The organism is Pelomonas sp. CA6 (assembly GCF_022549225.1).
Lineage (GTDB): Bacteria > Pseudomonadota > Gammaproteobacteria > Burkholderiales > Burkholderiaceae_C > Roseateles.
In genome coordinates this window covers 202,808-217,272 of record NZ_JAKZFD010000009.1, presented here as the reverse complement: position 1 = coordinate 217,272, position 14,465 = coordinate 202,808, and the positions used below count along the sequence as shown (strand labels likewise).

At 68.0% G+C, this 14,465-nt stretch carries 12 protein-coding genes; 4 read left to right on the top strand and 8 right to left on the bottom strand.

Annotation, left to right across the window (positions count from 1 at the left end):
* Positions 1–56: 56 nt before the first annotated feature.
* From LZ017_RS16140 to LZ017_RS16130, 3 genes are all read right to left on the bottom strand, one after another.
* Positions 57–914, bottom strand: a complete 858-nt coding sequence (locus LZ017_RS16140) for an alpha/beta fold hydrolase (RefSeq protein ID WP_241397915.1) — start codon at positions 912–914, stop codon at positions 57–59.
* On the bottom strand, positions 911–3,493 hold the full coding sequence (gene mutS / locus LZ017_RS16135; protein WP_241397914.1) for a DNA mismatch repair protein MutS: 2,583 nt from the start codon (positions 3,491–3,493) through the stop codon (positions 911–913). The genes LZ017_RS16140 and mutS overlap by 4 nt, the downstream gene beginning before the upstream one ends.
* A 1,254-nt stretch (positions 3,494–4,747) precedes the next feature.
* Positions 4,748–5,695, bottom strand: coding sequence for an inositol monophosphatase (locus LZ017_RS16130; protein WP_241397913.1), 948 nt, complete (start codon positions 5,693–5,695; stop codon positions 4,748–4,750).
* 124 nt (positions 5,696–5,819) lie between these two features.
* On the opposite strand from LZ017_RS16130, the gene LZ017_RS16125 reads away from it, so the two are divergent.
* Together LZ017_RS16125 and cysE are read left to right on the top strand one after the other, a co-directional pair.
* The gene (locus tag LZ017_RS16125) at positions 5,820–6,572 is read left to right on the top strand and encodes an RNA methyltransferase (RefSeq protein ID WP_241397912.1); all 753 of its coding nucleotides are present in this window, start codon (positions 5,820–5,822) and stop codon (positions 6,570–6,572) included.
* A gap of 48 nt (positions 6,573–6,620) precedes the next feature.
* On the top strand, positions 6,621–7,388 hold the full coding sequence (gene cysE, locus LZ017_RS16120) for a serine O-acetyltransferase (protein WP_241397911.1): 768 nt from the start codon (positions 6,621–6,623) through the stop codon (positions 7,386–7,388).
* A gap of 44 nt (positions 7,389–7,432) precedes the next feature.
* Here the strand turns inward: cysE and mog are convergent, their stop codons facing one another.
* Complete coding sequence (gene mog, locus LZ017_RS16115; protein ID WP_241397910.1) at positions 7,433–8,029, bottom strand: molybdopterin adenylyltransferase; 597 nt, start codon at positions 8,027–8,029, stop codon at positions 7,433–7,435.
* Entirely contained in the window at positions 8,022–8,597 is a 576-nt protein-coding gene (gene yjgA / locus LZ017_RS16110; RefSeq protein WP_241397909.1) for a ribosome biogenesis factor YjgA, read from the bottom strand. Before yjgA ends, mog begins: the two co-directional genes overlap by 8 nt.
* 113 nt (positions 8,598–8,710) lie before the next feature.
* Here yjgA and pmbA point away from each other — a divergent pair, with 113 nt between their 5' ends.
* Together pmbA and LZ017_RS16100 are read left to right on the top strand one after the other, a co-directional pair.
* Complete coding sequence (gene pmbA, locus LZ017_RS16105) at positions 8,711–10,078, top strand: metalloprotease PmbA (protein WP_241397908.1); 1,368 nt, start codon at positions 8,711–8,713, stop codon at positions 10,076–10,078.
* 214 nt (positions 10,079–10,292) lie between these two features.
* Complete coding sequence (locus LZ017_RS16100) at positions 10,293–11,378, top strand: TRAP transporter substrate-binding protein (RefSeq protein WP_241397907.1); 1,086 nt, start codon at positions 10,293–10,295, stop codon at positions 11,376–11,378.
* 125 nt (positions 11,379–11,503) lie between these two features.
* On the opposite strand, the gene LZ017_RS16095 is transcribed toward LZ017_RS16100, so the two are convergent.
* The 3 genes from LZ017_RS16095 to LZ017_RS16085 all read right to left on the bottom strand — a co-directional run bounded on the left by LZ017_RS16095 (position 11,504) and on the right by LZ017_RS16085 (position 14,444).
* The gene (locus LZ017_RS16095) at positions 11,504–13,276 is read right to left on the bottom strand and encodes a TRAP transporter large permease subunit (protein ID WP_241397906.1); all 1,773 of its coding nucleotides are present in this window, start codon (positions 13,274–13,276) and stop codon (positions 11,504–11,506) included.
* Positions 13,277–13,278: 2 nt separating this feature from the next.
* Complete coding sequence (locus LZ017_RS16090; RefSeq protein ID WP_241397905.1) at positions 13,279–13,881, bottom strand: TRAP transporter small permease subunit; 603 nt, start codon at positions 13,879–13,881, stop codon at positions 13,279–13,281.
* A 224-nt stretch (positions 13,882–14,105) separates the two neighbouring features.
* Positions 14,106–14,444 (bottom strand): TIGR01244 family sulfur transferase, encoded by a 339-nt coding sequence (locus tag LZ017_RS16085; RefSeq protein ID WP_241397904.1) that lies wholly within the window; start codon positions 14,442–14,444, stop codon positions 14,106–14,108.
* Positions 14,445–14,465 lie beyond the last annotated feature (21 nt).

Genomic DNA, 14,465 nt, shown 5'->3' with positions numbered 1-14,465 from the left:
CCGGGATGCCCGCCCGGACCTCGGGGCTTGTCCCGGTGGCGCCAGCGCCGCGCGCCTCAGCGCCGGGGCTGCAGACGCAGCTGCTCCATCAGCTGCAGCACCAGCGCGGCGGTGTCGTCCGGCCGCTCGAAGGGGTAGAGGTGGCTGCCCTCGAACCAGTGGAAGTGCTCGCGCGCCAGGGTCTTGGACGCATGGGCGCCCGCCTGTCGCAACTCCTCGGACTGCGTGCCGGCGACGAAGGCGACCGGGCAGCGCGGCGGGTGGCGCCGCAACAGGCCCGGCAGGTTGTGCGGCAGGGTGTTGTAGATGTGGGTCTCGATCTCGCGCTTGAAGCCCAGGTGCACGCGGCCGCCGTGCTCGTCGAAGCCGCAGTCCACATAGTCCTGCAGCACGCGCGGGTCCCAGCGCGCGAACTTGTGCTTGGCCGCGAAATGCGCATGCACCTCCTCGCGGCTGCCCCATTCGTGGCGGCGCTGGCGCGACACCTTGCCGGGCGAAACGCGCCGTACCAGCCCAGTGGCCTTGGCCACGCCCAGGCTGTGGGCGCGCCAGCCCTCGACGACCGGCGAGTCCAGCATCACCAGGCCCTGGGCCAGTGCCGGCCGTCGGCAGGCGGCCAGCAGCGACAGCATGCCGCCCAGCGAATGGCCCACCAGCATCACCGGGCCGGGCCGGGGCATGCGGGGCTGCACCTGCTCCTCGATGAAGGCGATCAGCTCGTCGCGCAGGTGGGGCCAGTTGCTGGTCACCGGCCGGGCCGGATCATGGCCGATGCGCGGGATCGCATGGACCTGCCAGCCGGCAGCCTCCCAGGCGTGGAAGAGCACGCGGTAGCAGCCGGCGGGAAAGCCGTTGGCGTGCGAGAAGACGAGGGTGCGCGGCAGCGCGTCGGGCTCGGCGGCGGTGGGGGTCATGTCTTGCCCGAGGCCAGGGTCTTGAGCCGGTACAGCGCGTCCAGCGCCTCGCGCGGGCTCAGGGTGTCGGGGTTCAGATCCTGCAGCGCCGCCTGCAGCGCCGCTATCTCCTGCGGGACAGGGGTGGCCGGCGGCTCGAGCTCGGCCGCGGCGGCGGGGGCGGCAAAGAGATCGATCTGCGCCTCGCCTGCGCTGGCGCGCGCCTCCAGCGCCTCCAGCGCGCCGCGGGCCTGGCGCACCACGGTGGCCGGCATGCCGGCCAGGCGCGCGACCTGCACGCCGTAGCTGCGGCTCGCCGGGCCGGGCTGGATCTCGTGCAGGAAGACGATGTCCTCGCCGCTCTCCACTGCCGAGACATGCATGTTGACCGCCTGCGGATGCTGGACGGGGAACTCGGTCAGCTCGAAGTAGTGGGTCGCGAACAGCGTGAACGCGCGGCAGCGGTCGTGCAGATGGCTGGCGATCGCGCCGGCCAGCGCCAGGCCGTCGAAGGTGGAGGTGCCGCGGCCGATCTCGTCCATCAGCACCAGCGACTGGTCGCTGGCGCTGTGCAGGATGGCGGCGGCCTCGGTCATCTCCAGCATGAAAGTGGACTGCGCGTTGGCCAGGTCGTCGGCCGCGCCGATGCGGGTGTGGATCGCGTCGATGGGGCCCAGCCGGCACGCGGAGGCGGGCACGTAAGACCCCACCGCGGCGAGCAGCGCGATCAGCGCCACCTGGCGCATGAAGGTGCTCTTGCCGCCCATGTTGGGACCGGTGATGACCAGCATCTTGGTGCGCGCGTCCAGTCGGCAATCGTTGGCCATGAACTCGCCGGCGCCGGTCTCGCGCAACCGGGACTCGACCACCGGGTGGCGGCCGGCCTCGATCTGGATGCAGGGCTGGGGCACGAACTCGGGGCAGCACCAGTTCAGCGTGGCGGCGCGCTCGGCCAGCGCGGCCAGCACGTCCAGTCCGGCCAGCGAGCGCGCCAGGCGGGTCAGCGCGGGCAGCTCCTCGCTGAGCTGGTCCAGCACCAGTTCGTAGAGCAGCTTCTCGCGTGCCAGCGCGCGCTCCTGTGCCGACAGGGCCTTGTCCTCGAAGGTCTTGAGTTCGGGCGTGATGAAGCGCTCGGCGTTCTTCAGCGTCTGGCGGCGCTGGTAGTCCATCGGCACCTTGTCCAGCCCGCTGCTGGTGACCTCGATGTAGAAGCCATGCACCTTGTTGTACTGGACGCGCAGGTTGGCGATGCCGGTGCGCGCGCGTTCGCGCGTTTCCAGATCCAGCAGGAAGGCGTCGCAGTTCTCCTGGATTGCGCGCAGCTCGTCGAGCTGCTCGTCGAAGCCGGTGGCGATCACGCCGCCGTCACGCAGCAGCACGGCCGGTTCCTCGGCGATCGCGCGCGACAGCAGCTCGGCCAGGTGCGGCGAGGCGCCCAGGCCCGCGATCAGCTCCCGCAGCAGCGCGGCGTCGCCGGGCACCGTGCCGGCCAGCTCGGGCAGCACCAGCAGCGTGGCGCGCAACCCGGCGAGTTCGCGCGGGCGCACCTGGCGCAGCGCGATGCGCGCCGCGATCCGTTCGACGTCCGACACCTGGCGCAGCGCCTCGCGCAGCGGCTCGAAGCCGGTGGCCATCAGTGCGGCGATGGCCTCCTGGCGTGCGCGCGCTGGCGCGCGGTCGCGGCTGGGATGCAGCAGCCAGTGGCGCAGGGCACGGCTGCCCATGCCGGTGCGGCAGCTGTCCAGCAGCGACAGCAGGGTCGGCGAGCTCTCGCCGCGCAGGGTCTGGGTCAGCTCCAGATTGCGCTGGGTGGCGGGCGGCAGGTCCAGCAGGTCGCTGGCGCGCTGCACCTGCAGGCTCTTCACATGCGCCAGCGCGCGGCCCTGGGTGTGCTCCGCATAGGAAAGCAGGGCGGCCGCGGCGGCATGCGCGGCGCCCAGGTCCTGGGCGTTGAAGCCCTGCAGGCTGGCCACGCCCAGCTGTTCGCAGAGCTTGCGCTGGCCCAGTCCGCTGTCGAACTGCCAGCTGGGCCGATTGGTGATGGGCAGCCGGGCCGCCAGCACCGCGGCCGGATGGCGTTCGCGGTCCACCAGCACTTCGGACGGCGACAGTCGCCCCAGCCAGGAGGCGAGCTCGCGCTCGCTGCACTGGGCCAGGCCCAGCTGGCCCTGGGTCAGCGACAGCCAGGCCAGGCCCAGCGTGGCGTTGGCCTTGCCGCCCTGGGTGGCGACGGCCAGCAGGATGGAGTCCTGCTTGTCGGCGAGCAGTTCGGTGTCGGTCACCGTGCCCGGCGTGACCACGCGCACCACCTTGCGCTCCACCGGGCCCTTGCTTGCGCCGACCTCGCCCACCTGCTCGGCGATCGCGACGGCCTCGCCCAGCTTGATGAGCTTGGCCAGGTAGGCTTCCAGCGCGTGCACCGGCACGCCGGCCATCACCACCGGCGCGCCGCCGCTCTGGCCGCGCGTGGTCAGCGTGACGTCCAGCAGCTGGTTGGCCTTGCGTGCGTCGTCGTAGAAGACCTCGTAGAAATCCCCCATCCGGTAGAACACCAGGGTATCGGGAAACTCGGCTTTGATGCGCAGGTACTGCTGCATCATGGGGGTGTGGCCCGAAAAGTCGATTTCAGTAACGCCTTGCTTTGACTTGGTATTTCCGTCGTAGGTCATTGATTCTTCTGGTATCTCTAGCCGAGTGGGCTCCTCACTTCTGACACAAAACCGCCTGCACACCGTCGTCCCATCGTTTGCACTTGGGCCTCTGGCGTAACCTTTGAATTTGGCGTGGGTTTTGCCGAAAGGGATGGGGGTCCGCGTTCGACGCCAGCGTGGCAAAGCAACGGCCGGCCGGCGAGCATCTTACGGTGATTGACGCGGCTGGCCTGAGGCTGGAGGCCACGGCGAGCATGCGGACTTGTGCGTGCCACTACAGGAGCCCGCTCACCGGACAGATGTGTCAGCTGAAACTCGGCGCCTGGCCGGGGGGGCAATGTCAGCGGGCGCGCGCGACGGTACGGACACCAGGTCCGGCAGGGAGTGTCGTGACCATGCGCCAGCTCCTGGATGCCTTCATTGATCGAAAGCTGGTTAGCCACATCACGGGCAAGCACATCTTGCGGGCTCGCAGCGTGGCGTTAAACCAGCTTGGTGAACTGTCCGAACTGACCTGCAGCGAGCGTTACATGGGCCCCGGCCTACGACCTCATGGATTGGTTTTCCGGTGGCTGCGGCGAACCTACGCCGGCACATGGGCTCGGCCAGGGTGTGGGGGACGCGACTCGGGCCGGCTGTCCTAGCGGTGCCGAACTGGTGGCGGTTGACCCTAAAGGGGCCGCTGAAGTCGAAGGGCCGGGTGTTCAGGCGGGGGCTCGATGGCGGCCAAGAACACCATAGCCGGGCCTAGAAGATCGCTCTGGCATTGTTTCCTTGCACCGGTGTTGTTCGACGGCAATGCCCGGCTGAGGAATCTGACGGTGACGGAAACCGCGTCCGTCGCAATGGCGAATCGGCTATGCCCCGTCGAGGCCGTGGAACTGAACGAAAAACTCGCTGCAGTGCAGTGGAGCGGCGCGCGACGACGGCAGCGTCGAATTGTTGGTTCCTCCGCAGCGGGGAGTGGGCACTCGAGATGGTCGGCAAGCCGACCCCAGAGATACCCTCGCGCAGCCCCGCGATTTGCATCCGAGCCACTCTACGGAGGAATTTCCTAGTCTAGCTAAGCAGGTCGAAGCGATCAATCGGCTGGCGTCGAGCTGATCCGCTTCCTGGCCCTGATCGACAAGGCGCCCGGGACTTTTCCCATCGTGCACCGCTGAGGCGCGCCGGCCGTGAGGCGGGCGGCGCGCCTGGGCACGATCAGATCGGGCTGTCTTCGGCCGGCTTCTTGATGCGCACCGGGCCGCGCTTCTTGACCGCTTCCCCGGCGGGGGCGGCCTGGGTTTTCTTGATCGGGGCCTCGTTGGCCTGGGCGTCGGCTTCCAATTCCTCAGCCTTGATCACGCGGGTGTAGGGCGCGAGCACCTGCACCAGCTGGCCGTAAATCTTGGGGTTGCCGGCGACCACTTCGCGCTGATGCAGGAAGTCGGCCTCGCCGGTGAAATTGCCCACCAGGCCGCCAGCCTCGGTGATGATCAGCGAGCCCGCGGCCACGTCCCAGGGGTTCAGGCCGGTTTCGAAGAAGGCGTCGTAGTAGCCGGCGGCCACGTAGCACAGGTCCAGCGCGGCGGCGCCCGGGCGGCGCAGGCCGGCGCATTGCTGCATGACCTCTTCGAACATCTTCAGGTAGCGCTTGAAGTTGTCGCCGCGGCGGAAGGGGAAGCCGGTGCCGATCAGCGCGTCGCTCATGCGCGTGCGGCGCGAGACGCGCAGGCGGCGGTCGTTCAGGAAGGCGCCGCGGCCGCGGGTGGCGTAGAAGAGGTCGTTGCGCGTCGGGTCGTAGACCACCGCCTGCTGCACCACGTCGCGGTGCGCCAGCGCGATGGAAACGGCGTAGACCGGGAATCCGTGGATGAAGTTGGTGGTGCCGTCCAGCGGGTCGATGATCCACTGGTACTCGGAATGCTTGTTGCCGTGCGTGCGGCCGGTTTCCTCGGCGAGGATGCCGTGGTCGGGGTAGGCGGAGAGCAGGGTCTCGATGATGACCGCTTCGGCGGCCTGGTCCACCTCGGTGACGAAGTCGTTGGGCGACTTGGTGTTGATCTTCAGCACGTCCAGATCCAGCGAGGCACGGTTGATGATGGCGCCTGCTGCGCGAGCCGCCTTGATGGCGACGTTGAGCATGGGATGAAGAGCGGCTTGCGTCATGCTGGAGTGCTTCCTTGCAAACGAGGGAGGTGGACTGGCGAAGGAAAAGAACGGGCGCCATCCCGAAAAGACCAGGACCGACGCGGATAATCCGCCATTCTGACATAAACACGCGTTTTCCCCTATGCCCGAGACCGTTGCTTCCACACGCTTCGTGCTGATCGAGACCAGCCATCCGGGCAACGTGGGCGCCACGGCACGCGCGATGAAGGTGATGGGCTTTCGCGACCTGGTGCTGGTGCGGCCGCGCTTTGCCGACGTGCTGAGTCAGGAAGAGACGGTGGCGATGGCCAGTGGCGCGGCCGACATCCTGGCGCGGGCGCGCATCGTCGGCACGCTGGAGGAGGCGCTGGACGGGATCAGCTTTGTCTGCGCCACCGCGATGACGCCGCGCGACTTCGGTCCGCCGACGCGCGCGCCGCGCGAGCTGTTCGCCGAGCTGGCCGCGTCGGCGCACAGCGTCGCACTGGTGTTCGGCTCGGAGCGCTATGGCATGAGCAACGAGGACGTGTACCGCGCGCATGCGGTGCTGTCCATTCCCACCCATCCCGACTACGGCTCGCTGAACCTGGCGCAAGCGGTGCAGTTGCTGGCCTATGACTGGCGCCAGGCCTTGGGCGGCTTCTCGGTACAGCCGCGCACGGCGGACCCAACCCTGGCCGATGCGCGCGCGGTGCAGGGCCTGCTGACGCACCTGGAGCAGGGGCTGGTGGCGATCGGCTACCTGGACCCGGTAGCGCCCAAGAAGCTGATGCCGCGGCTCAACCAGCTCTTCAACCGCGCGCAGCTGACCGACGAAGAGGTGCACATTCTGCGTGGCATCGCGCGCTCGATGGAACGTGCGGCCGCGCCCAAATCCCCGCGCGAGCAAGATTGATCGGCGCCGCTAAACTGGCCCACCCCATCGCAGTAGACCCTCCTCCCCATGTTCCAGCGCCTGCGCGAAGACATCGCCTGCATCCTCGAACGCGACCCCGCCGCCCGCTCGGCCTGGGAGGTGCTGACTTGTTACCCGGGGCTGCATGCGCTGTGGCTGCATCGCGTCGCGCACTGGTGCTGGACGCATGGGATGAAGTGGCCGGGCCGCTTCACCTCGCACCTGGCGCGCTTTCTGACCGGCATCGAGATCCACCCCGGCGCCACGATAGGGCGGCGCGTGTTCATCGATCATGGCATGGGCATCGTGATCGGCGAGATGGCCGAGATCGGCGACGAATGCACCATCTACCAGGGCGTCACGCTGGGCGGCACCTCGCTGGTGAAGGGCGCCAAGCGCCATCCCACGCTGGGCCGCGGCGTGATCGTCGGCGCCAACGCCTGCGTGCTGGGCGGCTTCACGGTGGGCGAGGGCGCTCGCGTGGGCTCGGGCGCCGTGGTCACCAAGCCGGTCCCCCCGGGGGCCACCGCGGTGGGCAATCCGGCGCGCATCATCGAGGCCAAGGCCGACGCCCAGCGCGAGGAAGCGGCCGCCCGCATGGGCTTCTCCGCCTACGGTCTGACACAGGGCGACGACCCGGTCGCGCAGGCGCTGAAAGGCCTGATCGACAACGCCGCCGGCAATGAGCACCAGATCGCGCTGCTGTGGCAGGCCGTGGCCAAACTCTCGGCCCAACAGCGCAGCGACTGCGTGCCGTCCGATGCCAAGCAGGCCGAGTGTTTCGACGCCGACAGCCTGAGCCGGCTGGTCAAGTAAAACGGGGCCCGCGGGCCCCGTTTCCTCATGGCGCGGATTCGCGTTCAGGCGCGCGGCGGCCGCTGCGCCGTCTTGGGGCGGAAGGCCTTGATCACGCTGTCGCGGGTTTCCAGGTAGGGGCCGCCGATCAGGTCCAGGCAGTAGGGCACGGCGGCGAAGATGCCGCTGGCCTTCTCGTGGCCGGCCAGGGTTTCGGCGATGGCCTTGGGCTGGCCCGGGAGGTTGATGATCAGCGCCTGGCCGCGTATCACCGCGACCTGACGCGACAGGATGGCCGTGGGCACGAAGTGCAGCGAGATCTGGCGCATCTGCTCGCCGAAACCGGGCATCTCGCGCTCGGCCACGTCCATCGTCGCCTCGGGTGTGACGTCGCGCGGCGCGGGGCCGGTGCCGCCGGTGGTCAGCACCAGGTCGCAGCGCGCCTCGTCGACCAGCTCGCGCAGCGTCGCGGCGATGCGCGCGCGCTCGTCGGGGATCAGGCGCGGCTGGAATTCGATCGGGTTCAGCAAGGCCTGGCTCAGCCAGTCCTGCAGCGCCGGCAGGCCCTTGTCTTCGTAGACGCCGCTGGAGGCGCGGTCGCTGATTGAGACGATGCCGATGCGCACCGCCTCCGGCGGGGCGTCGTGGCGGGCATCAGTCATCGTGGTCCTCCGCGTCGTCGATCAGGCCCTCATCGCGCGACGCGGAACCGGCGGACTTCATCTGGGCCTTGATGAACTGGAACAGCTCGCGCCAGGCGCGGCCATTGCGCTGCTCGGGCGCCGCGGCGCGGTCCTTGCGGGCCGCGCGCAGCAGGCTGCGCAGATGCTGGACATCCAGGTCGGCGAACTCGGCCATGAAGTCCTGCAGCGCGGCGTCGTCGTCGACCAGGCGTTCGCGCCAGCGCTCGGCCTGGTGCAGCAGCAGGCTGTCCTGGGCGCGACCCAGCTTGAATTCCGCCACGGCCTCGCGGATGGGCTCGGGGTCGATGCCGCGCATCAGCTTGCCGATCAGCTGCAGCTGGCGGCGGCGCGCGCCATGGGCGGTGATGCGGCGCGCCTGCTTCAGCGCGTCGTTCAGGATATCGGGCAGGTCCAGCGCCTGCACCCGGCTTTCGGGCAGGTTGAGCAGTTCCACGCCCAGGTCCTGCAGCGCGCTCATGTCGCGCTTGAGCTGGCTCTTGCTGGGGCGTTCGTAGAACGGATCGTCGGGATTCTCTTGGTCGTGCATGGGGAGGGCGCGGCGGCGCCACCTGGCGTGCTCGCGCGGTTGGGGCCCGTCTCGGGCCGTGCAGGGCTCGTATGATAGTCGGCCAGACCTCTCGCCTCTCAAGCATCCTTCTCATGAGCCATCCCGACCACGGTTTTGCCTACGCCCAGGACCAGTTCCGCCAATTGATCGAAGACGTGCTGGCCGAGGCCAAGCGCCTGGGCGCCAGCGATGCCGGTGCCGAGGTGTCCGAGGGCTGCGGTCTGTCGGTGTCGGTGCGGCGCGGGCAGCTGGAGAACGTCGAACGCAACCGCGACAAGTCGCTGGGTGTCTCGGTCTACCTGGGGCAGCGGCGCGGCAATGCGAGCAGCTCGGATTTCTCGCCCCGCGCGCTGAAAGACACGGTGCGTGCGGCCTTCGACATCGCGCGCTTCACCGCCGAGGACGAATTCGCCGGCCTGCCCGACGAGCAGGACCTGGCGCTGGACCCGACGCAGCAGCCCGAGCTGGACCTCTTCCACCCCTGGATGCTGGAGGCCGAGGAGGCCGCGCGTCTGGCGCTGCGCTGCGAGGCGGCGGCCTTCGCGACCGATGCGCGCATCACCAACTCGGAAGGCGCGGGCGTGTCGGCCCAGCAGTCGCACTTCTACATGGGCAACACGCGCGGCTTCCGCGGTGGCTATGCCAGTTCGCGGCACTCGCTGTCGGTGGCTCCTATCTCCGGCCGTGGCGCGGGCATGGAGCGCGACGCCTGGTACAGCTCGATGCGCGACGCGGCCGACCTGGCCAGCCCCGAATCGGTGGGCCGCTACGCGGCCGAGCGCGCACTGGCGCGCCTGAAAGGGCGCAAGGCGAAGACGGCCACGGTGCCGGTGCTGTTCGAGGCGCCGGTGGCGGCCGGGCTGCTCGGGTCGCTGGTGCAGGCCACCAGCGGTGGCGCGCTCTACCGGCGCGCCAGCTTCCTGCTGGACAGCCTGGGCCAGCCGGTGATGGCTTCGCACATCGACGTGCTGGAGGACCCACATGTGCGCAAGGGCAAGGGCAGCTCGCCCTTCGATGACGAAGGCGTGCTGACGCGTGCGCGCAGCGTCGTCGAGGGCGGCGTGCTGCAGGGCTATTTCCTGACCACCTACTCGGCGCGCAAGCTGGGCCTGCGCACCACCGGCCATGCCGGCGGTTCTCACAACCTGGTGATGCGCAGCCGCTGCACCGCGCCTGGTGACGACCTGCGCACCATGCTGCGCCGCCTCGGCACCGGTTTGTTCGTCACCGAACTGATGGGGCAGGGCGTCAACTACGTCACCGGCGACTACTCGCGCGGCGCGAGCGGCTACTGGGTGGAGAACGGCGAAATCGCCTATCCGGTTCATGAGGTGACGATCGCGGGCAACTTGAAGGACATGTTCCAGCGCATCGTTGGCATCGGCGCGGACACCTATACGACGGGCACCAAGACCGTGGGCTCGGTGCTGGTGGACGGCATGAAGCTGGCCGGTAGCTGAGCGCCCGCGGGGGCCCTGCCTCGAGCGGCAGCCCCATCGTTTCGGGGCAGCGTTTCAGCCTGATTTCAGCTGGATGTAAGACTCGCGAAAGTTGCGCGGCAATGCCCGCGATATCGCGGTTTTTCGCGCGGGTTGTCCCTGAGCGAAGGGCGTGTGGGCACTCCTAGAATCGTTCGCGACTCTGTCGCAACCTCATGAACTAGGAGACAAATCCATGGAACGTCGTTCCTTTGTGCGCCATGCCGGTCTCGCGGGCATCGTCGCTGCCGGCGCCGCGCCGGCCGTGGTCCATGCCCAGACCAATCTGCGTTGGCGCCTGGCGTCCAGCTTCCCGAAGTCGCTGGACACCATTTACGGCGGAGCCGAGGTCTTTGCCAAGGCTGTCAAGGCGATGTCCGGTGGCAAGTTCGAGATCTCCGTGCATGCGGGCGGCGAGCTGATGCCTCCCTTCGGCGTCGTGGACGGCGTGCAGAGCGGCACCGTCGAGATGTGCCACACCGTGCCCTACTACTTCTACGGCAAGAATCCTGCGTTCGCGCTGGGCTCGGCGATTCCCTTCGGCCTGAATGCGCGCCAGATGACGGCCTGGATGACGCATGGCAATGGCCGCAAGCTGATGAACGAGTTCTACGCCAACTACAACATGCTCAGCATGGCCGGCGGCAATACCGGCACGCAGATGGGCGGCTGGTTCCGCAAGGAAGTGAAGAGCGTGGCCGACTTCAAGGGCCTGAAGATGCGCCTGGGCGGTGGTCTGGTCGGCGAGGTGATGCAAAAGCTGGGCGCAGTGCCGCAGAGCATCCCCGGTGGCGAGATCTACCAGTCGCTGGAGAAGGGCACGATCGACGCGGCGGAGTGGGTGGGCCCGTACGACGACCAGAAGCTGGGCTTCAACAAGGTGGCGCCTTTCTACTACTACCCCGGCTGGTGGGAAGGCGGCCCGGAGGTCGACTTCTTCATCAACCGCAAGGCCTACGACGCGCTGACGCCCGAGTACAAGGCCATCATCGAAGCCGCGTCGGCCCTGGCCTCGCAGGACATGCTGGCGAAGTACGACGCGCTCAATCCCACGGCGCTGAAGCAGCTGGTGGCCGCGAAGACCAAGGTGCTGCCCTTCTCGCCGGCCATCCTGGACGCTTCGTTCAAGGCCTCGATGGAGGTCTTCGCCGCCAACGACGCGAAGAGCCCCGAGTGGAAGAAGATCTATGCCGACATGCGCGCCTTCCAGCGCGACCAGGTGCTGTGGTTCCGCTTCGCCGAGAACCGCTTCGATGCCTTCATGGCGCAGCAAAAGCTGTAAGCCCGAGGGCGTCGTGCAAACGGCGCCCGCCCATTGAAAAAGCGGCCCGCGGGCCGCTTTTTTTGTCTGGCGCGCCAGCCGCGCCCCGCGGGACTGCGCGAGGCCCATGGCCCCGCGCCCAAGGCCTACTTCTTCTCGCTCAGGGATTCCTGCAACGCCTTCAGTGGGTCGTCGTCGCCCTGCGCGCCCGAGGCCTCGGAGGCCGCGGCCGAGGCCGCTTCGGGCAGCGTGGCGTTGCCCAGGTCGTCGGCCGGCAGATTGGCTTCCATCTCCTGCTGGACCTTCTCCAGGTCCACCGCCTGCTCCTTGTCCAGACCGCTGGAGACGATGCCGGGGAAGGCGATGATCAGCCCGACCATGATGATCTGGATCACCACGAATGGCACGGCGCCCCAGTAGATCTGGCTGGTGCTGACACGCGCGATGCGCTTGCCGGTGAGCTTGTCGATGTAGTCCGACAGCGGGGCCACGCTGCGCAAATAGAACAGCGCGAAGCCGAAGGGCGGGTGCATGAACGAGGTCTGCATGTTCACGCCCAGCAGCACGCCGAACCAGATCAGGTCGATGCCCAGCTTCTCGGCCACGGGGCCCAGCAGCGGCACGACGATGAAGCTCAGCTCGAAGAAGTCCAGGAAAAAGGCCAGCACGAAGACCAGCAGGTTCACGAAGATCAGGAAGCCCAGCTGGCCGCCGGGCAGGCTGGTCAGCAGGTGTTCCACCCAGCGCGGTCCGTCCACGCCCTGGAAGCTCAGGCTGAAGACGGTGGAGCCGATCAGGATGAACACCACGAAGCAGGAGAGCTTGGTGGTGGAGGTCAGCGCCTGCTTCAGCAGGGCCATGCTGATGCGTCCGCGCGCCAGGGCCATCACGAAGGCGCCCAGCGCGCCCATCGCACCGCCTTCGGTCGGCGTGGCGATGCCCAGGAAGATGGTGCCCAGCACCAGGAAGATCAGCGCCAGCGGCGGGATCAGCACGAAGGTGACCCGCTCGGCCATGCGCGACAGCAGACCGATGCGGAACAGCTTGTTGATCACCGCCGCGACAAAGGCCACGCCCACGCCCACCGACATCGCGACGACGATGGTCTCGTCGGTGGCAACGCTGGCAATGGTCTCGCCCTTGAAGTAACTCAGGATCTGGGCGTAGTGCTCGCCGAAGGCGACGGCCGCCGCCACCGACACCAGGGTCAGCAGGCTGAGCGACAGCAGGCCGCTCTTGCCGTTGTCCTCGCGGATGGAGCGAGCCTCCGGCGGCAGGGCGGGCACCCAGGTGGGCCGGAAGATGGAGACCAGCACGATGAACACCACATACAGGCCGGTCAGCACGAAGCCGGGGATGAAGGCGCCCTTGTACATGTCTCCGACGCTGCGGCCCAGCTGGTCGGCCAGGATGATCAGCACGAGCGAGGGCGGGATGATCTGCGCCAGCGTGCCACTCGCGGCGATCACGCCGGAGGCGACGCGTCGGTCATAGCCATAGCGCAGCATGATGGGCAGCGAGATCAGGCCCATGGAGATCACCGACGCCGCCACCACGCCGGTCGTCGCCGCCAGCAGCGCGCCGACGAAGATCACCGCATAGGCCAGGCCGCCGCGTATCGGGCCGAACAGCTGTCCGATGGTGTCGAGCAGATCCTCGGCCATTCCGGATCGCTCCAGGATCAGGCCCATCAAGGTGAAGAACGGAATCGCCAGCAGCGTGTCGTTCTTCATGATGCCGAAGATGCGCAAGGGCAGGGCTTGCATCAGCGAGGCCGGCAGCACGCCCAGCTCAATGCCCAGGAAGCCGAAGAAGAGGCCGCAGGCGCCCAGGCTGAAGGCCACCGGGAAGCCCATCAACAGGAAGACGATCAGCCCCGCGAACATGATCGGGGCCAGGTTTTGCGCAATGAATTCCATCCTCAGGCTCCCCGCGCCGCTTTTTCTTCGGCGGCCAGGCGGATCGCCTCGGCCAGCTCTTCTTCCGCCGATTTGGCGTCGGCCTTCTTGGTCGGGTCGTCGATCAGACCCATCAGGAAGGCGATGCGCTTGATCAGCTCACTGATCGCCTGCAGCAGCAGCAGAAAGAAGCCCAGCGGCATCAACGCATAGACCGGCCAGAGCACCAGGCCGCCCGCGTTGGATGACATTTCGTTGGAATGCCAGGCTTGCAGGAAGAAGGGCACGCCGAGATAGAGGACCACCGCGCACAGCGGCAGCAGGAAGACCACGAAGCCGAAAATATCGATCCAGGTCTGGACGCGACGCGAGAAACGCCCCACCACGACGTCGATGCGCACATGCTCGTTGTTGAGCAGCGTGTAGCCCGCGGCCAGCATGAAGGAGGCGGCAAACAGGTACCACTGCACCTCGAGGAAGGCGTTGGAGCTGTAGTTGAAAGCCTTGCGGACGATGGCGTTGAGGCCGCTGATCGCCGTCGAGGCAAAGATCAGCCAGATGACCCAGCGGCCGACGAAGCGGCTCATGCCGTCGATCAGCCGTGACAGTTGAAGCAGGAATGACACGGAGGCTCCTGAGTTCTCGTTGCGGAGTGCCAGCGCCCTGCGTTCGCAGAACGGACGCATGGCGATAGATCGCACTGTAAGAGCCCAGGGCTGAAAGTCGCCTGAACAACAGGCGTTCCTAGGGGAAGTCCTAGGGCGTGTTCACTGGCTCAGTCAGGGTGAGGCGGCCGGTGCGGCCCCCTGGGGGCGCGGCCCATGGCGGGCCATCGCGGAGCCTCTCGGGGTCAGAGGTTTTGCGCCGCGACGAAAAGCCGGGTCGAGCGCGCGCCCGAGCGGCAGAAGGCGAGCACCGGCTTGGGCAGCTCGTCCAGCAGGCGCTTGAAGGCGGCGATCTCTTCGGGCGACTGGTAGGCGCCATTGACCGGCAGGTGGCGGTACTGCAGGCCCGCGGCCGCGGCCGCGGCCTGCATTTGCGCGCTGGTGGGTTGCTCGGCGCCGCCCTCGTGGTCGGGCCGGTTGTTGATCACGCTGCGAAAGCCCAGCGCCGCAGCCTGGGCCATGGCTTCGGGAGCCAGTTGCGGAGCGACGCTGAAGTCGGGGGTCAGGGTCTGGATGCTGCTCATGGCGGGGTCCGGGCTTTCTGG

Excerpts from the sequence above, each read along its gene's own strand:
- mog (WP_241397910.1), bottom strand. The coding sequence starts at position 8,029 with ATGACTGATGCCCGCCACGACGCCCCGCCGGAGGCGGTGCGCATCGGC.
- LZ017_RS16100 (WP_241397907.1), top strand. The coding sequence starts at position 10,293 with ATGGAACGTCGTTCCTTTGTGCGCCATGCCGGTCTCGCGGGCATCGTC.
- mutS (WP_241397914.1), bottom strand. The coding sequence starts at position 3,493 with ATGATGCAGCAGTACCTGCGCATCAAAGCCGAGTTTCCCGATACCCTG.
- LZ017_RS16085 (WP_241397904.1), bottom strand. The coding sequence starts at position 14,444 with ATGAGCAGCATCCAGACCCTGACCCCCGACTTCAGCGTCGCTCCGCAA.
- cysE (WP_241397911.1), top strand. The coding sequence starts at position 6,621 with ATGTTCCAGCGCCTGCGCGAAGACATCGCCTGCATCCTCGAACGCGAC.
- LZ017_RS16130 (WP_241397913.1), bottom strand. The coding sequence starts at position 5,695 with ATGACGCAAGCCGCTCTTCATCCCATGCTCAACGTCGCCATCAAGGCG.
- pmbA (WP_241397908.1), top strand. The coding sequence starts at position 8,711 with ATGAGCCATCCCGACCACGGTTTTGCCTACGCCCAGGACCAGTTCCGC.
- LZ017_RS16125 (WP_241397912.1), top strand. The coding sequence starts at position 5,820 with ATGCCCGAGACCGTTGCTTCCACACGCTTCGTGCTGATCGAGACCAGC.
- LZ017_RS16095 (WP_241397906.1), bottom strand. The coding sequence starts at position 13,276 with ATGGAATTCATTGCGCAAAACCTGGCCCCGATCATGTTCGCGGGGCTG.
- LZ017_RS16140 (WP_241397915.1), bottom strand. The coding sequence starts at position 914 with ATGACCCCCACCGCCGCCGAGCCCGACGCGCTGCCGCGCACCCTCGTC.
- yjgA (WP_241397909.1), bottom strand. The coding sequence starts at position 8,597 with ATGCACGACCAAGAGAATCCCGACGATCCGTTCTACGAACGCCCCAGC.